This is a genomic window from Acinetobacter sp. Ag2 (genome assembly GCF_001005515.1).
Classification (GTDB): domain Bacteria; phylum Pseudomonadota; class Gammaproteobacteria; order Pseudomonadales; family Moraxellaceae; genus Acinetobacter; species Acinetobacter bereziniae.
In genome coordinates this window covers 177,270-195,781 of record NZ_LBNA01000056.1, presented here as the reverse complement: position 1 = coordinate 195,781, position 18,512 = coordinate 177,270, and the positions used below count along the sequence as shown (strand labels likewise).

General features: G+C 36.7%; 15 protein-coding genes. 4 read left to right on the top strand and 11 right to left on the bottom strand.

The window, feature by feature from the left end:
* Positions 1-263: 263 nt before the first annotated feature.
* The 4 genes from AAV97_RS16855 to AAV97_RS16840 are packed head-to-tail and all read right to left on the bottom strand — an operon-like array spanning position 264 to position 4,026.
* Positions 264-1,292 carry an alpha/beta hydrolase gene (locus AAV97_RS16855; RefSeq protein WP_004824246.1) on the bottom strand — a complete coding sequence of 343 codons (1,029 nt, stop codon included), beginning with the start codon at positions 1,290-1,292 and terminating at the stop codon, positions 264-266.
* The gene (locus AAV97_RS16850; protein ID WP_042089730.1) at positions 1,292-2,440 is read right to left on the bottom strand and encodes a YdcF family protein; all 1,149 of its coding nucleotides are present in this window, start codon (positions 2,438-2,440) and stop codon (positions 1,292-1,294) included. The genes AAV97_RS16855 and AAV97_RS16850 overlap by 1 nt, the downstream gene beginning before the upstream one ends.
* Positions 2,441-2,454: 14 nt before the next feature.
* Entirely contained in the window at positions 2,455-3,483 is a 1,029-nt protein-coding gene (gene murB / locus AAV97_RS16845; RefSeq protein ID WP_046761168.1) for a UDP-N-acetylmuramate dehydrogenase, read from the bottom strand.
* Positions 3,484-3,513: 30 nt separating this feature from the next.
* Complete coding sequence (locus AAV97_RS16840; RefSeq protein ID WP_046761167.1) at positions 3,514-4,026, bottom strand: low molecular weight protein-tyrosine-phosphatase; 513 nt, start codon at positions 4,024-4,026, stop codon at positions 3,514-3,516.
* Positions 4,027-4,148: 122 nt separating this feature from the next.
* On the opposite strand from AAV97_RS16840, the gene AAV97_RS16835 reads away from it, so the two are divergent.
* The 3 genes from AAV97_RS16835 (at position 4,149) to AAV97_RS16825 (ending at position 7,738) form a co-directional block, all read left to right on the top strand.
* The gene (locus tag AAV97_RS16835; RefSeq protein WP_046761166.1) at positions 4,149-5,303 is read left to right on the top strand and encodes an iron-containing alcohol dehydrogenase; all 1,155 of its coding nucleotides are present in this window, start codon (positions 4,149-4,151) and stop codon (positions 5,301-5,303) included.
* Positions 5,304-6,014: 711 nt separating this feature from the next.
* On the top strand, positions 6,015-6,821 hold the full coding sequence (locus AAV97_RS16830) for an OmpW/AlkL family protein (RefSeq protein ID WP_042089726.1): 807 nt from the start codon (positions 6,015-6,017) through the stop codon (positions 6,819-6,821).
* Positions 6,822-7,303: 482 nt separating this feature from the next.
* Positions 7,304-7,738, top strand: coding sequence for an acyl-CoA thioesterase (locus tag AAV97_RS16825; RefSeq protein WP_004824257.1), 435 nt, complete (start codon positions 7,304-7,306; stop codon positions 7,736-7,738).
* A 61-nt stretch (positions 7,739-7,799) separates the two neighbouring features.
* On the opposite strand, the gene AAV97_RS16820 is transcribed toward AAV97_RS16825, so the two are convergent.
* From AAV97_RS16820 to AAV97_RS16805, 4 genes are all read right to left on the bottom strand, one after another.
* On the bottom strand, positions 7,800-8,519 hold the full coding sequence (locus AAV97_RS16820; protein WP_046761165.1) for an MgtC/SapB family protein: 720 nt from the start codon (positions 8,517-8,519) through the stop codon (positions 7,800-7,802).
* A gap of 643 nt (positions 8,520-9,162) precedes the next feature.
* Entirely contained in the window at positions 9,163-11,394 is a 2,232-nt protein-coding gene (gene dnaX / locus AAV97_RS16815) for a DNA polymerase III subunit gamma/tau (RefSeq protein ID WP_046761164.1), read from the bottom strand.
* A gap of 67 nt (positions 11,395-11,461) precedes the next feature.
* Positions 11,462-12,199 carry a hypothetical protein gene (locus AAV97_RS16810; RefSeq protein ID WP_046761163.1) on the bottom strand — a complete coding sequence of 246 codons (738 nt, stop codon included), beginning with the start codon at positions 12,197-12,199 and terminating at the stop codon, positions 11,462-11,464.
* A gap of 186 nt (positions 12,200-12,385) precedes the next feature.
* Entirely contained in the window at positions 12,386-13,873 is a 1,488-nt protein-coding gene (locus AAV97_RS16805; protein WP_046761162.1) for a SmvA family efflux MFS transporter, read from the bottom strand.
* Between the two features lie 114 nt (positions 13,874-13,987).
* Between AAV97_RS16805 and AAV97_RS16800 the strand changes: the two genes are divergently transcribed.
* Positions 13,988-14,572: a TetR family transcriptional regulator gene (locus AAV97_RS16800; protein WP_009585448.1), complete on the top strand. Its 585-nt coding sequence runs from the start codon at positions 13,988-13,990 to the stop codon at positions 14,570-14,572.
* 14 nt (positions 14,573-14,586) lie between these two features.
* On the opposite strand, the gene AAV97_RS16795 is transcribed toward AAV97_RS16800, so the two are convergent.
* The 3 genes from AAV97_RS16795 to AAV97_RS16785 form a co-directional block, all read right to left on the bottom strand.
* The gene (locus AAV97_RS16795) at positions 14,587-15,849 is read right to left on the bottom strand and encodes a serine hydrolase domain-containing protein (RefSeq protein ID WP_046761161.1); all 1,263 of its coding nucleotides are present in this window, start codon (positions 15,847-15,849) and stop codon (positions 14,587-14,589) included.
* 76 nt (positions 15,850-15,925) lie between these two features.
* Positions 15,926-16,780 (bottom strand): MaoC family dehydratase, encoded by an 855-nt coding sequence (locus AAV97_RS16790; RefSeq protein WP_005032086.1) that lies wholly within the window; start codon positions 16,778-16,780, stop codon positions 15,926-15,928.
* A 181-nt stretch (positions 16,781-16,961) separates the two neighbouring features.
* Positions 16,962-18,353, bottom strand: a complete 1,392-nt coding sequence (locus AAV97_RS16785) for a 3-oxoacyl-ACP reductase (RefSeq protein WP_046761160.1) — start codon at positions 18,351-18,353, stop codon at positions 16,962-16,964.
* Positions 18,354-18,512 lie beyond the last annotated feature (159 nt).

Sequence of the window (18,512 nt, the reverse complement as noted above, 5' to 3'; positions counted from 1 at the left end):
AAATAAGACGCAATAAACATTCAACAACTTAACCCTCTAAGCTAAGTTCGTTTGCTGTATCGCGTCGTGATGCTGCGTATTCTATATATTTTTTATAGACACGCAACCCCTATTTTGAACTTTTTCAACCACATGGTTATTTTTTCAACAAAAAGCGCAAAAAAACTGTATTTTTCACTCATTTTTTAAGCACTTCTTTAAACTCATGCTTTTAAAATCTTAAAAAAGACCTCATCAATCAATAGTCTTTATTTGATTCTTATTCAAAAATAATCACCTGAAGAATGTGCATGTAAGAAAGCAGGGATTAATCCCGTTAATGCTGCCCGAATATCTGCACGCTCATTAATAAGTTGATGTGATCCTTCTTCAAGAATTAATAAAGTTTGCAATCTGAATTGGCGACGTACGAAATCAATATTATATTTCCAATCCACTGTTTGATCTTGAGCACCTTGTGCCAACCACACAGGTATACGGCATTTTGGAAATTCTTCCATTTCCTGCATCCATTTCGACATTGCTAGAATCCAGTCCATTCCCATCATACGGGGTTGCAAAGGATCTTTTAGTCGTACAAATCTTAAAAACTCTGGATTATGATTGTTGCGTTTAAAATGACGTGGAACTTCTCTTTTAATTCTACGAATAATGCCCAAACCAATAGAATTGTGCCACCATGCGGTTTTAGCTGGTCTCACCAAAGGTGATAAGAGTAAAACACGATCAACAATTGGATTTTCTCTTTTTTGTGCATATTCAAGTAAATGATGCATCCAAATTGCACCACCTGTACTCTGTCCTACCCCCAACCAAGGTTTAGGAAGATGCTGTGAGTTTTTAACATATTGGTAAACAGCATGCAGCACTTGTTGATAGTGGTCAAAATTTTTAATATTTGCTGGAGAGCCATTACTTAAACCATGCCCTGGCAAATCATAAGTAATAACACTAAAGCCTTGTTCAAGGATTTCTTTAACAATCGGTTGATAGATACCACTATGCTCTAAATAACCATGTAATAAACAGACAGTTCCTTTTACTTTTTCAATTTTAGGCTTAAATACCTGAACATGCAGTTTAAACAACGGCATGTCAATAAAGCCTTGCCATTGAACACAATCTAATTGATCAAAACCATAAAGTCGTTGATAAGCCTTTATTTCCTGGTTTGGCACATAGGCACGATTTAAATTTAAAGCTTCTAATAGTTGTGGTGTGGTATCACGACTTGGTACTGGCAGATCAAGTTGTTTTAAAATTGTAGGATTTAAAAATGGGATATCCGCCATTAAGGCACCTCTCTACAGCCACTCGAACCAAACAACATATCTCGAATTGTTGCTAAAGTTTCATAGTTGGCTCTGCGGCTATGATCATAATTCTGTTTGCTTGGTTGCCATTCTGTAAGTTGAGTAGGCATTGGTGCGTCCACTGGAATGGTTTCTATACCATTCAATGCAAATAAACGACGTGTTCTAGGCATGTGATAACGATCTGTAATCAACATGACTGTAGGTGCTCCACCTTTTTTTTGTAATAGTAATGAGCTAAAACGTGTATTTTCACAGGTATTCATACTGCGATTTTCCAATAATTTTGCCTGCACCCCACGTTCAGCCAACCACTTTTGCATATAAGGTGCTTCAACGCCACTCAACACAATAGGCAGTTTGATTTTTTTCTCAAGTGCAATAGTCGTTTCCAGTCTTAGCTTAGTGTAATCATTGACAATAATATCTTTCTGATTTTTATCTAAAGTTAGACCACCACCCAAAACCACAATGGCATAAGGCTGACTGACTGGTTTTGGGAGTTCGCTATTTTTATTGGGTAAGCTTTCTAAATCTTGTTGTACTTGTGAACTTGATAATTCAACAGCAGAAGCTGAGGGATTTTCATGTAAATTCTTATCATCAACCTTATACTTTTTTAAGAAAGTTAAATATTCATCCATCAGCGCTTTGTTGTCTTCACTATTTAAATCTAATAAGTTTTTAACCACATCATTAGGTTGGTCTTCTACAGCATCAGAAGCAGCATGTTCAGACACTAAAGGAATCACTGGCTTGATTTGCTCTTCATCATCCTCTTTTTGTTCTTTGGCAATTTTTTCCTGTAAAGCTCGATAACGCAATTGAAGAGCAAGCAAATCCTTCGCATCGTTGTTCTTTAACAGTTCTTCCATCAACTTTAGATAAGCTTGACGAGCAATCCACAAATCCGAACCTGGTTCTAAGTTTTCTGTTTCAGATAATGCCGCATTTTGTTGGCTTTTTGCGGCAACCTGATTGACTTCAACAGGCACAAATGTATTGAGAATCCTCACCATAAGGTTCGAATAAAATGGCGTATACCAAAATACAATCAGACAGCCAAAAAGTACAAATAGTATTGCAACCATCCGTAAAAATCTGACCATCCAATGTTGTTTAACCATATATAGACTCAATGTTAATGGTTCTGAATTAATCCCATTTCGTTAAAAAGTACAGGTTCTGGCTCTAAGTGCACAGCAAACTGATCAAACACATCCCGCTGAACAGCTCGATAAGCCGCTTGAACATCTGTCAATGTTGCATCCGCATAATTCACCAGAACTAAAGCTTGTTTATGGAACATGCCGACTTGATTAAGTTGCTTACCTTTCCATCCAGATTGGTCAATCAGCCAACCAGCTGCAATTTTAACGCGATCCTCTGTTTGAGGATAATGTGGAATATTAGGGAATTTTGCAATTAATTGTGAAAATACATCTCGCCCAATAATCGGATTTTTAAAGAAACTTCCGACATTTGGATATTCTTTAGGATCAGGAAGTTTACTTTGTCGAATTTGGATGACTTGTTTTTGCAAATTCTCCGCACTCAAGTCATCTGCCATTGCTGCTTTTAAATCACCATAGTTGATTTTTAAATCAGCCTGTTTCAGTAATCTAAAAATCACATGAGTAATAACATAACGATTTGGATCATCTTTAAAAATACTGTGGCGATAAGAAAATTGGCAATCCTGAGCACAGATGGAATGCATTTGCTCTAATTCACGATCATATACTTCCACAGATTCAATAAACTCACCTGCTTCAACGCCATAAGCCCCTATATTTTGTACAGGAGAAGCACCTACCAAACCTGGAATCAATGCAAGGTTTTGTAAACCATAAAGATGCTGTGAAGTCGTCCACAATACAAAGTCATGCCAGACTTGCCCTGCACCCACCTTTATTGTTTTACTCCGTTCATCTTCACCGATAAACTCAATCCCCTGTATATCGATCGCAACAACCAGGGCATGAATATGCTCAGGAAGAATCATATTGCTTCCACCTGAAAGAACCAGCACATTTAAATTATTTTGTTTGGAAAATTGCAGTGCACTTTGAAGGTCAGCAACAGATTGTACTTTTACAAAATGTGATGCAACTGAGTCTAAACGGAGTGTATTAAATGGTTTAAGTTGAACCTGAGATTCAATATTCATAACTTAAATTTCATTCCTAATGTATATCAATTACTTATATTGAAACTGTTGCTGAAAAACTTGCACCCACGCTAAACTACTTGACTCACATTGATCAAGAACACGCTCAAATCCATCCGCTTCACCATAATAAGGGTCAGGAATGGCTTGCTTCGGAAAATCAGCATCATGTTCACTCATCAGCGCAACTTGCGCTTTAACAGACTGTACACCAAATTGTTGAATCGCTTGTTGAAGCAAAGATTTGATATTCGCTAAATTTTCATGATCCATCGCAAGAATTAAATCAAAATCTAAGAAGTCTTGTATTTTTAACTGTCTAGCACGCAAATCTGAAAGATCATAGCCTCTTTTTATTGCATGTTTTTGACTGCGGTGATCAGGTGATTTATTGGGATGATAATTACTCGTTCCAGCTGAATCCACAATCACGTTCAATTTCTGTTCATTACAATAATGTCGCAAGACGACTTCTGCTGTAGGTGAACGACAGATATTTCCTAAGCACACACATAAAACCTTGTATGGCATTTTGGATAACATAAACCGCCTCAAATGATCATTTCTTTTATAAGCGCTTATGTTAAGTTATTTAGCAAGTGAATCCTATAGAACCTTAAAACAATAATGTTAATTTTGTGATGACAGATTAAGGATAGTACACAATGCAGCATTTCCAATTTCAAACTGTAGCCAATATTATTTCTGGGCTAGGATCGGTCCAAGAATTAAAGACAATTTTAGCTAACAAATATAAAAAAGCCTTGCTTGTAACAGATGCAGGGATGATTCAACATGCACTGCATTTACCTGTACTGAAAATTTTAGAAGATGCTCATTTGGCTTATGAAATTTACGCTGACGTTCAGGCTGATCCTGCAGAACATATTGTTCTATCCGCAGTGGAGTTTGCCAAAAAAAATCAAGTCGATGTTGTTATTGGTTTTGGTGGAGGCAGCTCAATGGATGTTGCCAAACTTATTGCAATACTGGCTCATGCTCAACAAACCCAAAGTATTCAAGAGATCTACGGTATCAATAATGTTCATGGACCAAGACTTCCTTTAATTCTGATTCCAACCACCGCCGGTACTGGTTCTGAAGTTACGCCGATCTCCATTGTTACGACAGGTGAAACGACAAAAACAGGAATTGTCTCACCGATCTTATATGCGGATATCGCAATCCTTGATGCCACATTTACCACTGGTCTGCCTTCTCATATCACTGCGGCAACAGGTATAGATGCAATGGTACATGCCATCGAAGCCTATACTTCAAAAATAAAGAAAAACTTTTATGCTGACATGTTGGCAAAACAAGCGCTGAAACTTCTCAATAAAAACTTGAAACTTGTCTTGGCGGATGGTATGAACCTTGAAGCACGCCAAAATATGTTATTGGGATCGATGTTAGCAGGTCAAGCATTTGCCAACGCGCCTGTTGGCGCTGTTCATGCCCTTGCCTATCCATTAGGTGGACATTTCCACTTATCTCATGGACACACCAATGCTTTGGTTCTATTAGAGGTTTTAAAATTTAATGCCTCTGAAGCCAAAGCTCACTACGCTGAACTGATGCAATGGTTAGATCCTTATAGTAAAGGCAGTGTTGAAGGTCTCTGTGATTTATTTATCGACCATATGCAAAACCATCTCAACAATAGCGGCTTGCCCCTAAAACTGAGAGAGTTAAATGTACAACCTCAACAACTTGAAGTCCTTGCAGAAGATGCAATGCTTCAAACACGCTTATTACAAAACAATCCTAAGGTTTTAAACTACACCGATGCACTCAACATTTATCAGGCAATTTATTAGGGTCTATTGAGATTTCAACAGCACATTGCGTTATCGATTAATACGACATAAACAAGACGTGAAATACGAACAATCGCGATACTATTGTCGAGTTTCGAAATGCAGTTGAGGAAGACTTTAATCACAACCAACTGAATAGAGATATTTTACGAGGTCTATCTTAGGTTTTGCTGACTTAGCATCACTGAGTTTCACAAAACCTGCCAAATAATATCTAAAAAATCTTTATCACAAGCATCTGTAAAGTATCAACCAACTTAAAACACATCATCAGAATGCTTGCGATTGATTTTGTAAAATCATCTTTAAATATCGTTAAGCTATAAACCGATTTGCTTAGGTAATGCACTACATTTCAAACAAAAAGTAAAAACTGTCTTATGATCATGAAAGACTAGCCTGATTCCTCTGGCATAAGAAATTGCTAAAAATCGCAAACAAACTGTCACAAGAAAAACCTTAAATTATCAATATGTGCAAAAAACAGTCAATAAAATTCTATTTTTTAATCAAATAGATTATTGCGTATTTTAAAAAATATCTATTTATAACTTTAATTATCATAATATTATTTTAATTACTCATTATTTTTATGACTGACTGGTTGATAATTTACCGTGTTTTCCGTTTAACTTCTAAAATAATTACTCTAAAATCGCCGACGATCTTAATCGGGAAATTAAGATAACAGACAGTATTGGAAATGATTCTATGAAAAAACTTACATTGGCGATTTTACCATTAGCAGCGTTTGGCTTAAACACTGTTACTCATGCAGCGACTTCAGACGGTAAAACTTTTGCTGTTTCTACAGGTTGGTTGCATGTAATGCCACAAAGTAAGGGACAAGGTGTCAATGGGAAAACAGGTAATTCACCTTACTTAGGTCCCTTGGCTAATTTACAAGCAGCTAATCCTGATGCTGGTTTTGAAGTACAAAATGCTGATACTGCAGGTTTGATGCTTGATTATTTCGTCAATGATAACGTTTCATTAGAATTAACTTTGGGCGCACCTCCTGAAATGGAACTTGCAGGTAAAGGCAGCATTAAAGTTCATGGGATCAATGTCATTGACCTCAGCAAATATGACAAAGCTGCAACTACAGATGCCTATACACCAACCATTTCTGGTCGTTACCACTTTGGCTCGATCAACAATAAAATCCGCCCTTATGTTGGTGCTGGATTGATGTATGCTCACTTCTCAAATGTTGAAACTGACCCTGCGATTAATCAGGCACTGAAGGCAAATCCTTATCTTGCTGCGTTCAATCCAGAATTGGGTAAAGTAAAAGTTGATGATGCTTTTGCACCAGTGGCTATACTTGGTGCTGATTTCAACATCAATAAAAACTGGTATGCAACAGCTTCTGTGTCTTATGCACACCTTACGACTAAAGCTAAATTAAATGTAAATGCGACTACACCAGCTGGAACAACAACGTTGATCTCAGGTCAAAGCAGTATTGAAATTAAACCAATTGTGACTTATTTAGGTCTAGGCTACCGTTTTTAATTAATGAAGTCTGATTGAGATCAGTCTTCATTTTCTGTAGCTCATTGAGTCATACTTAATGAGCTTTTTATTTTTTAAATCATCCTTTATACATATCATACTGCGATGTATCCAACAGAATAGGATCGCTTTAAAACCATCATCATTTTGAATAAAAACAAACAACGCTCTCATCCCATAAAAGATCTTTGTCACCTCTGGAAAGTAAGACATCACTGAAGTAAATTAATCAAATTTTTTGTTAAAATATAAGGCTGTGAAAATGCCTGATCTCTATTATCCAAGTTTTCTTAGATGGTATCAGTAAGATAAATAAATCTAAAATTGGATAAAAGATACGCTTTATACGAAAAACATCGTCATATCTATTCACTCTTGTAGAATGATATGATGAGAAATTGATTACATTTGATGTATATCGCTTCTTATTCACACTGTCATCGTTTTAATGTAAATGTCCGTATAGCGCAGAGTAAAGTAAAATGAAACCACAAATAAAATTACGTGATCAATATGCCTTTATTTTCCCAATTCAAACCCGTTGGGCTGACAATGATATTTATGGTCATGTGAATAATGTAACCTACTATAGTTATTTCGATACTGCTGCCAATGCTTTATTAATTCAAAAAGCGGACTTTGATATCCATCAATCGCCGATCATTGGCTTAGTTGTAAATTCTTCTTGTGATTTTTTTCAAGAACTCACTTACCCCGAAATTATTGAAGTAGGTGTTGCCATTTCAAAAATAGGAAACGCATCATTGACTTATGATTTAGCAATTTTTAAACAAGGACAAAGCCAAGCTTCAGCTCAGGGGCAATTTGTTCATGTATTTGTCTCTCGTGAGACAAAAAAAAGCACCCCAATCCCTCAAGATATGCGAGATGCTTTACAGATTTATCTCAGTGAATAATTCATTTTAAGTTCAATAGCTAAAAGCCAGATCGAATAAACTATATTTAAAGGATAAGAATTTAAGCTAAAGTATTTTGATCCCAAAAAGCCTGACTGACTTCAGGCATTTGATTTAACATTTCAATAATTGGCTGAATTTCTTTTTCCTCAACCGAATTTGCAATCAGAATTGCCTTAATCTCAACATCTTGTTCTCCAAAAGGCTCTACGTCAAAATCTTTGGCTGGAAAGTGATAATGCTTTAAAGCTTTACTCAACTCATCCATAACATGCTTACTATGTTCTTTTTGACACACCACATAAATTTCATGTTGCATTTCTGACTCAACATTGAGTGGCTTACGGTCAATAATATGACCAATCGGACGTAGCAAAGTATTTGCAGCCAAAATAAAGAGTGTTCCCAATAATGCTTCGACAATACGATCACAGCCTGCTGCTGCACCCACGGCGGCAGAACACCATAGCGTTGCAGCCGTATTCAGACCTTGAATATTACCCTCTTGGCGCATAATCACGCCTGCACCTAAAAAGCCAATACCAGAAACAACATAGGCAATCACTCGAACAGAACCATCAGCGCCAGTTAAATTATTGGCAATATCAACAAAAATAGCAGCACCCACAGCCACCAAAACATTGGTTCTCAAACCAGCTGTACGTTGTCTATACTGTCGCTCAAATCCAATCAAACCACCTAAAATAAAGGCAGAAAAAAGACTAATCAATGTATCAAGCATGTTTGTTAATTCTAAATGTTGCATAAATTGGAGTTGCATCTATACGCTCCACAGTTATTTTAATTTATGGTCTATATCTTTGATATCTCATGAATAACGGAATAAAAATCCTTCACTGTTTTATCACATGCAAATGACAAAAGTATTGCAAAGTATTAAAACTCAACACTTTAAAGATTTTCAATTTCAAAAAATCAGTTAGATATAAATAGTCTGATATTTGAACCAAAGTTGCCTTCTTTACATGAATAACAGGATGATAAAACGAGAGATATAAAAACAGACCTTGAGTAGGTATTTTATTTAAGGAGGAAATGTAATTTAAAAATAGAAATGCGATCTTATTGCAAGACAACATTCTCAAAAGTATCTTGCTTAATAAGTTAGAATCACTATAGATAAACTACAGTTCCTCGACGAACTATTTGGCATTTTTAGATACCCCTTTGTTGAAATTGGCGCAATTATAACCACAAAGTCATTAAATAAAAACCGCATTTTTTTAATTCATAGTTATTTTATAAGATCATTCAACAATATTAAAATTTTGTATACAGTCGCACTTCAAGTTTTAGTCAGCCTTGTTTGATGCACTTGCAACTTCCCTGTTGCACACTAAACATCACCCATCCTCTATATATGATTATATTGAATGCAGATCAAATGTTATCGAAGAATGTATTTAACTTTTGAGTTGAATATTTTCAATCTGACCATCAAATGCATCAATCAAACTTTTTACTACGGGCTCTTGTTGAAGCATTTCAGCTGCACGATCAAAAGCACGCACTTTACGTTCTTTTTGCATCATATACGGTGTAATCGACTCGACCTCACCATACTGAACTGTAAATATGGTTTGTGACCATTGTTGCTTTAAAGCTGCTTCAAGATCATGTTGAGCTTGATTCAGTAATTTTTCATATTTTGGTGAAGTTTGAAAAATAGACTGACCATTAATCATACCCATCATCAAACCATGTTGTGCCAGTTCTTGAACAGCAGGAGAAAGCGAGCTGTTTCTAAACCAATATTCCCATTTATCAACAGTCCAATCTCCTTCTAAATCTTGAGATTGTAACGTTAATATTTGTTGCGGTGTTTGCGCATTATCAGAGGAGCCTAATTGATTCTCAGACTTAACCACCTGAACTTGATTTTCACTTGGCTGCTGTTTTTGGATAGCTTCAGCATTTTCAATATTAAGCTGTTGATCTTGTGCTTCAGGAGCTAAAAAGAACACATCCTGATTTGCTGTTGATGCTAAAGAATTTTCATTTGTACTTTGTGAATGAAGCTCAGCACCGAAGAGCGTCAAATCTGGTGCACTAGTATCAATAGACATTTCATTTTGAACATTATGATTTGTCTGCTGATCAATGATTAGAGACGGTTCAGTAACCACAGTCTGTATTTGTGCTGTGTTTACTGTGATATCAGTATCTTCAATGAATTGCTCATTAAAAGCATCGTCACTATTCGGCTCATGGTCTTCAATAATCTGCTGTGATAACTCATCCTCAACTGCATCAAAAGCAGGATCACTCACTACAGAGAGTGTTTGTGGCATTACAGCAAGATCAGATTTTAATGGCTCCAACTGTTGTTGGGATAGATCAGGTTCAATAGCCTCACTTTTTATATTAACTTCAGCGTCTATCTTTGGCTCATCGTCGATCTTGGTATCAATCAGCGTCTGATCTTTTGCTTGTGCAAATGACTTTACAGTCTGATGAGGTTCAATATCCAAAGGTTTATCTTGAGTTTCAACTGTAAGCGCTTGCTTTTCAATATGCTGTTGTGGTTGAGAAATTACAACTTCATTGACTTGCATTGGTCTAAAAGCAAGTAAACGCAATACCGTCATTTCAAAACCTTGCTCTTGTGTCACAGCAAGTTGCAACTCAGCCCGCCCTTTACATGCAATTTGATAATAGAGCTGTAAATCTTGAGCAGAGACGATTTTCGATAACTGCATAATTTTTTGATTTATTTCAGCACTATATTTTAGGCTGAGATCTGGCAAATATTGCAACATTGCCAACTCATGTAATGTTGAAATAAATTGATCCAAAACCAGTGAAACATCTAAAGCTTGCTGTCTAAATTGTAATAACAACTGACTGACACGTTCCCGCTGATTCTGATGTATTGCCAAAATCAAATCATAAATAATGGTTCGATCTATCAGGCCCAACATTTCTTTAACGTCTTGGTGATGAATTGCACCTTGACCATAAGCGATTGCTTGATCAGTTAAAGACAAGGCATCACGCAATGAACCTTGTGCAGATTCCGCAATTTGCCAAATCGCATCTTGCTCTGCTGATATTTCTTCTTTATTTAAAATACTACTGAGGTGGTGGGTAATTTCATCCACAGCCAATGGACGTAATGTAAATTGTAAGCACCGGGAGATCACGGTAATAGGAAGTTTTTGTGGATCGGTTGTCGCAAATAAAAATTTTACATGCTCTGGTGGTTCTTCCAATGTTTTTAACAAGGCATTGAATGAGTGCGTAGAGAGCATATGCACTTCATCGATCAAATATACTTTAAAGCGACCTTGTGTAGGCGCATAAGGTACATTATCAAGCAGCTCACGGGTATCTTCAACCTTGGTTCGTGATGCTGCATCAATTTCGATGAGGTCAATAAAACGCCCTTCATTCACAGCTTTACATGTTGCACAAACTTCACAAGGTGTCGAAGTTACGCCAGTTTCACAGTTTAAACATTTTGCTAAAATTCGCGCAATTGTGGTTTTTCCAACTCCACGTGTTCCTGTAAATAAGTAAGCATGATGTAAACGTCCACGATCTAAAGCACTGGTCAGCGCACGAGAAACGTGGTTCTGTCCGACCAATTCATTGAAGTTGCGTGGGCGATATTTACGTGCAAGTACCTGATACATGGAAGCTCCTAGTTACAGGTCTAAGGATACTGTTTTTTTGACAATTAGTGAATGAAGAACTGTAGAGTTATTTTTTATTAGAGATAATTCGATCAATTTCTTCAAATTTGACGATTTTGATGACATTTCTTGAACTTTGTTGTAAGAGAATTAGCTTGTCTTGGCTTCCATCTAAAACATACCAATTTATAAGTTCTTTGTCATTTTTCAACTTCGCAACCGGCAATTTTTCAATATCATTTAATTTAATTTGTGCAGAGAAACAAGTTATTAATGCAAAAAAGACAATGAATACAAATAGTTTAAGCTCTTTATCTTTTTTTATTTCCTTATTTGTGAATATTCCTAAGGTCAATCCAATGAGAAAACTATTCCACAGCATTGAATTGAACTTAATCAAACCAAACAAGGTGAATAAAACAACAATAATGGTGTAAATGACAATGACAAATGTTGTTTGCCAAAATTGAAATGATTCATTTTGTTTAAAAATTTCTTTATATTTACAGTCAGTTAAAATATTTTGAGTGGATAATTTGAAACGTTTTTTCTGTCTAAACTTATATGATTTTTTAATCATCCATTTAAATATATCCATTAAAAAGCCAACAACAAGAATACTTCCTGCCATTAATACAAGAACTTTCAATATTTCAAAAATATAAAATGTAGGTGATAAAATCGACATGACCCAAATTGCATCTAAAGAATAATAAAAATATGCATTGGAAAATACAGATATGGTTAATGCAACAACAGACAAGACACCGAATAATTCTGTAATTGATAATTCTCTTTTTATCATTTAATTAAAATCGAAGTTAGTTTTGCACTTTTTAGCACAATGCTTTCACAGCGTAAAGTTTATGAATCCGACCAAAGTCATTTAAAAATTAAAATTAGCCAAAACTATTATCAACTTCAAATGATAAAATATTAGAGCTTAATCAAACACTGCTATTAAGCTCTAACTACAAGACTATAAATGCAACTAATTTACTATTTGTTTCTTATCGGGTAACGCACGCCAAACAAATACTGACAAAATTAAAAACATCACACCAGAAATACTCAATACCTTGCTATGCGAATGGATAAATGCTTCTGAGGCGGCTTGTTTTACTTGTTGCATCAATGCAGGATCTGCATGCTGGATCACAGACAAAGCCTCACCTATGGATGAACTTACTCCAGCCACCAAGCTCTCTGGAAGTGTAGATGGTATAACAATGGATTGCGCATAGAATATAGATAACAGCAAACCAAAAATAGCAATACCTAAACCAGCACCCAATTCATACGCCATTCCCTCAATCGCACCCGCAGCAGTCGCTTTTTCTGGAGACACAGCTGACATAATTGCAGCTGTAGATGACAATAAAGCAATTTCAACACTAATTCCCATGAACACCATCCACACCCATGCTTGAATATTTTGAGCATTAAAATCAGTCATTGCCAAACCAAAAAAGCAGACCGCACACATCAACATTCCAATTGTTGCTACAGGTCTTAAACCATAGTGATTCATTAAGATACTGGTAAAAGGACCACCGATACTGATTGCGATCATAAATGGTAAGATGAATAGTCCAGCCTCAAGTGGCGTATAACCATACACAAACTGTAATTCTTGAGAAAGCAATAATTCAAATCCAACCAATGCAATCATGGCAACCATTGCCATCACAATACTGGTTGAAATTACAGGATTCTTAAACAAAGTAAAATCAATCATCGGCTGGACAGTACGAAGTTGATGACGAACAAAACCCGTCAGTAAACCCAAGCCCACAACAAAAACCAATACTATAGACAGATTGAACGCATATATTGATGTCTTAATCGAATAGATCAACATCAATATGGCACTAACCAAGATCAAGGCTTGTAATAGGTTTAAAGGTTGCTTTGTTTGTACTGTTTGTTTAGGGACTAACCATAAGGTCAAAATTAGTACAAGAATAATAATCGGTACATTGATCAGGAAAACAGCGCCCCAACTAAAGTGCTCTAAAATAAAACCACCCAATAGTGGACCAAAGGCTGCCCCACCGCCGCCGACAGTTCCCCAAACACCCAATGCGTAATTTCGTTGCTTCTCATCCAAAAAAGTATTCCGAACACCTGCCAAAGTTGCAGGTAAAATCATGGCTGCACCGACACCTAAAAATGCTCTGGCTACTATCAACATATAGGCTGAATTCGCAAAAGCAGCCATTAAGGAAGCCACACCAAAGATACTGGCACCAATCAACATTAGACGTTTAAAACCAATCCGATCACCCAATGCACCCATTGGTAAAATCAAACCTGCCATGATTAGGGAGTAAATATCAATTACCCATAACATTTCATTGGCGGATAATGATAATGCCGTGCTCAATGTTGGAATGGCAACATGGAGTACTGTTGCATCAATTGAAACAGGTAAATAAATGAGTACGATGATTCCGAGAATCACCCATTTGCGGTACATAACACACCTAATTAAAGTTGGACACTTGTTCAAGATAGCGCATTATACCCACACTTGAACAAGTGTCCAACTTTGTTTAATATCTGTTTTGTAAATTATGTTGAAAGTCAAATTATGAATTATTTAAATCGCGAGCAACGTCGAAACATGATTTTGGATGCAGCCAAACGTTTGGCGCTTCAAGATGGACTAAATGGTTTAACGGTACGTCGAATTGCGAGTGAAGCCCAAGTTTCTACAGGGCAAGTGCATCATCATTTTGAATCCAGCTCACACTTAAAAGCAGAGGTATTCATCGCTTTAATGGATCAGCTTGATGAAGTTGAAAATCTCATTACCACAGAGAGTAGTGTCGAACGTTTATGCTTATTACTCGGTATTGAAAATATTGAACAAACCCAACCTTATTTACGTTTATGGAACGAAGCAGAAGTTTTGATTGATCAGGATCAAGAAATTAAAAAAGCCTATAATATCGCAATGGAAAAATGGCATCTTGCTTTAGTGACAACGATTGAATATGGGAGAAGTCAACAAGAATTCAAGATATCCACTTCGAGTTCAAGCCAAGATATCGCATGGCGGCTTATTGCATTTGTCTGTGGATTAGAAGGCATTTATGAATTGGGTTTAAAAGGATTGGATAATCATTCTTTTAAGCACCATGTAGAGTTGGTGCTTAAAATGGAATTATTTTAATAACAAGGACTCAATTAAAACCACCCTTTACTGCCTTTTAAAAGCTTATCCGCACAACGCAGCGTTTCCTGAGTCAATCCCCACAGACGATAGTCACCTGTGATTGAACCAATTGCAAAATTATGAGTATAAGCAAAACTGAGTTCGCGCTGCGGATCACACCAAGCTCCAGAACCATTATAACCGATATGACCAAAGCCTTGTTTTGCACGCTTCCCCATGCTAATGACACGATGATAGCCTAGACGCCATTTCATCGGAATTGGCATGACACGATCTCTCTTAATCGATTGAATTTGACTTAATTCAGCAAAAACTTCAGGGCGAATAAATACTTTTCCATCCCAAACACCTTTATTTGCCATCATGGCATAAACTTTTGCCAAACTATTTGCAGTAAATACACCATTGGCTGCTGGAATAATCGCTTGCAATCCTTGATCACTGAAAAAACTAAACTCGCGCATTCCTTTTGGCACCATCGCATCTAAAAAGTCTTGCGGATTCTGACCAGTTAATTCCACCAATTTATCTGAAAAAGAGGGTTTGCGTTGCTTGGCTTTGTTTTTAGTTGATTTACCTTCTGCTTTTTGTTCAGGTATTGCTTTATGAATCAAACGCGCAACACGATTTAATTCGGTGTTAGGTACACCAAAATATGCACCATCAAGTTGCAGTGGTTCCACTAGATATTTTTGCATTAACACAGTAAGCGGCTGTTGAGTTGCTTTTTCCAATACACCTCCTACCAACCAACCAAAAGTGAGTGCCTGATAAGCAATATCTGTACCTATTGCAAAACGCGGAGTCGCCTTTTCAAGCACTTTAAGCATATGCTGCCAATCCGCCATTTCCACGGCGCTGTTGATGATATTTCGGATATCATACAAGCCGCTTTGATGGCTGAGAATATGACGTAATGTCATATTTTGTTTACCATTTTCACCAAACTCAGACCAATAATTTACAATAGGCGTATCGTAATCTAAATAGCCTTCACTCACGAGAATATGCGCTAAGGTCGCAAGAATACCCTTTCCTGTGGAATAACAAACAGATAATGTATGCTCATTCCATTGTTCTGTTAGAGATTTCTGCCCCGTATAAATATCTATAACTTTCTCTTGCTGGAAATATACAGTTAAAGCAGCTCCACCATTTTCACATCGACCATCCTGTAAACGGCTAAATTGAATTGCAATATCTTCAAAACGCTCATCTACATAACCTTGATAATTTTTAGTATTTGCAAAAATAATATCCGTCAAGCTACTCATTTTCCTACCCTATTTTTATTGATGCCTTTTTATTAAAAAAGCCTAAATCATCTCGACTTAGGCTTTGTATTTTATCTTATAAAGTTTTCACTACACCAGATACATGTGGTTTTTGTGACTTTTGATTACGAATCAGAAAATCAGTATCTTTGCCTGATGTTGCTGTCAAGAATTCAACTGTTGAAGGTAAATACATGGGTAATTTAAAGACAACATCTGCCTCATAAGCATCTGGTAAATTCAGACTCGCTAAAACTCTTGCTTTACTCCACATCCCATGAGCAATCGCTTGTTTAAAACCAAAGGCTTTTGCAGTCAACGCATGAATATGAATCAGATTAAAATCGCCTGATGTGATTGCATAACGACGACCTGTATTTTCAGAAACTTCCCATACCGCAGCGACTTGGAAATTAGGCTCTTTGGACTCTTTTGCCTTTTCAGAAACCACACCTTGTGTTTTTTGACGTGCCAAATAAGTGGTTAAACCTTGCATAACGATCTCATTACCTACTTTTGCAGTAGTTACAAAATCAAATTGAACACCTTTATCATGCGGTTTTAATTCACCAAATTGACACGATAAAGTTAACTGTTCATTCACACCAATTTTACGTGTCTGTTTTACTTGGTTGCGGATATGCACCAAACCCAAAATTGCAAAAGGAAATGCTTCTGAAGTCATCATATGCATTTGCAAACTTTGTGATAAAACAGCCAAATAAATTGCTGGAATATATCCATTGTTCTTAAAACCACATACTTCATTATAAGCTTTTAAATGGTTTGGATCGATTTTAAATGAGTCCACCACATATTCAACTTGCGGCAGTACCTTTTCACCTTTTGGCTTTTTAAAAACCAAACCCTGAATGACTTTTGGATAAGCTAAATATGGTTTTGGAAGTTGACTAAAATGGCGAGTATTCATACTAGACCTTTGCAAATTAATTCTTATTCAATATTAAAAAATCCAACACTAACGTTGGAAATCACGAATTATCAGTTAGAAAATGCAGTGTTTTCATACAGAATTTAATGAGAGGCTGATTCACATCAATGAACCACACCTCTCATTTCCTGCACATTAAAACAGGACATTGCTTTAGGGATTATGCACCCAATAAGCTTTGACCACAAACGCGTACGATATTTCCATTTAAACCAGTAGAAGCTGAAGAAGCAAACAGCGCAATAGTTTCAGCAACATCCACAGGTAAACCACCTTGACTCATTGAGTTCATACGGCGACCTGCTTCGCGGATTGCAAATGGAATGGCAGCTGTCATTTGAGTTTCAATAAAACCAGGAGCAACAGCATTAATGGTAATTCCATTTTTAAGTACAGGCGCTGTAAATTTAACTAAACCGATCACACCAGCTTTAGAAGCGGCATAGTTGGTTTGACCTAGGTTACCTGCAATACCAGAAATTGAAGATACACAGACGATACGACCATTGGCATTTAACCCATCATTAGACAGTAAATAATCGTTGATACGTTCAGCAGCAGAAAGATTGATGTTGATGACAAGGTCCCACATCTCTTGTTTCATATTTGCCAAAGTTTTATCTCGTGTAATACCGGCATTATGAACAATAATATCCAAACCACCGTGCTGAGCTGCAGCAGCTTTGATTTTTTCACCAGCATCTGCAGCTGTAATATCAATCGCTAAAGTTGAACCACCGATTTCACCAGCAACGCGGTCTAAATCTGTTTGTTGTGGCGGTACATCTAAACAAATCACATGCGCACCATCACGCGCCAATACATGTGCAATTGCTTCACCGATACCACGACTTGCGCCAGTCACTAACGCGGTCTTACCTGCAAGTGGTTTCGCCCAATCCACATCAACAAGGTCACCTTTAGAAACACGAATCACTTGTCCAGAAACATAAGCTGAACGTGGAGAAATAGCAAAACGTAACGCTGACTCCAAGTTTTGTGCAGCATCTGCATCAACCAGAATAAGATCAGCAGCGATACCCTTTTTAAATTCTTTCCCAACAGATTTAACAAAACCTTCTAATGCACGTTGCGCAATCGCCTGTTTAATCGTTGGTGCAGTTTCAGGTGTTAAACCAATGACGATAACACGACCAGAAGTCGCAATTTGCCGTGCAATAGGATTGAAAAATTTGTGTAATTCTTGTAATTGTTCTGAATTTTGAATACCAGATGCATCAAATACAACGGCTTTAAACTTAGACTCTTTATCACCTTCGTTAAAAGCACCTACATTCAACCCTGATTTTGCAGCAGCTTGCTGTAGCTCTGCATTATTACCTGCATATGTATTCGCATGGATGTTACTTAAAACCTGAGCGATTTCACTGGTAAAATGTGCTTTTGGTGCTGCACCAAACAACACAGCACCCTTTACCACAGGCGTCGCAGATTCAAAGCGCTCTAATTGAATTGGTGAAGGTAAGCCTAGATTTTTAATGACAAATTTACCAATTGGAGATTTTGCAAATGCTTGGTATTGGTCAGACATGTTTGTTATCTCTCATCTCAAATTAATTTTGTATAGATCATAAGTTATCTTTAAACTTCAGTGTAATATCTATGATCCATAAGTTTCTGTTAAATCATACTTGAGTTGCCAAAATGATGACTTGACCTGAAAGAATATGCAAATGTCATTTTAGTCAAT

Bases quoted from the DNA above. Each gene is read 5' to 3' on its own strand.
- AAV97_RS16840 (WP_046761167.1), bottom strand. From the start codon at position 4,026: ATGTTATCCAAAATGCCATACAAGGTTTTATGTGTGTGCTTAGGAAAT.
- AAV97_RS16850 (WP_042089730.1), bottom strand. From the start codon at position 2,440: ATGGTTAAACAACATTGGATGGTCAGATTTTTACGGATGGTTGCAATA.
- AAV97_RS16805 (WP_046761162.1), bottom strand. From the start codon at position 13,873: ATGTACCGCAAATGGGTGATTCTCGGAATCATCGTACTCATTTATTTA.
- AAV97_RS16835 (WP_046761166.1), top strand. From the start codon at position 4,149: ATGCAGCATTTCCAATTTCAAACTGTAGCCAATATTATTTCTGGGCTA.
- murB (WP_046761168.1), bottom strand. From the start codon at position 3,483: ATGAATATTGAATCTCAGGTTCAACTTAAACCATTTAATACACTCCGT.
- AAV97_RS16790 (WP_005032086.1), bottom strand. From the start codon at position 16,780: ATGAATACTCGCCATTTTAGTCAACTTCCAAAACCATATTTAGCTTAT.
- AAV97_RS16820 (WP_046761165.1), bottom strand. From the start codon at position 8,519: ATGCAACTCCAATTTATGCAACATTTAGAATTAACAAACATGCTTGAT.
- AAV97_RS16810 (WP_046761163.1), bottom strand. From the start codon at position 12,199: ATGATAAAAAGAGAATTATCAATTACAGAATTATTCGGTGTCTTGTCT.
- AAV97_RS16830 (WP_042089726.1), top strand. From the start codon at position 6,015: ATGAAAAAACTTACATTGGCGATTTTACCATTAGCAGCGTTTGGCTTA.
- AAV97_RS16800 (WP_009585448.1), top strand. From the start codon at position 13,988: ATGAATTATTTAAATCGCGAGCAACGTCGAAACATGATTTTGGATGCA.
- AAV97_RS16855 (WP_004824246.1), bottom strand. From the start codon at position 1,292: ATGGCGGATATCCCATTTTTAAATCCTACAATTTTAAAACAACTTGAT.
- AAV97_RS16795 (WP_046761161.1), bottom strand. From the start codon at position 15,849: ATGAGTAGCTTGACGGATATTATTTTTGCAAATACTAAAAATTATCAA.
- dnaX (WP_046761164.1), bottom strand. From the start codon at position 11,394: ATGTATCAGGTACTTGCACGTAAATATCGCCCACGCAACTTCAATGAA.
- AAV97_RS16825 (WP_004824257.1), top strand. From the start codon at position 7,304: ATGAAACCACAAATAAAATTACGTGATCAATATGCCTTTATTTTCCCA.
- AAV97_RS16785 (WP_046761160.1), bottom strand. From the start codon at position 18,353: ATGTCTGACCAATACCAAGCATTTGCAAAATCTCCAATTGGTAAATTT.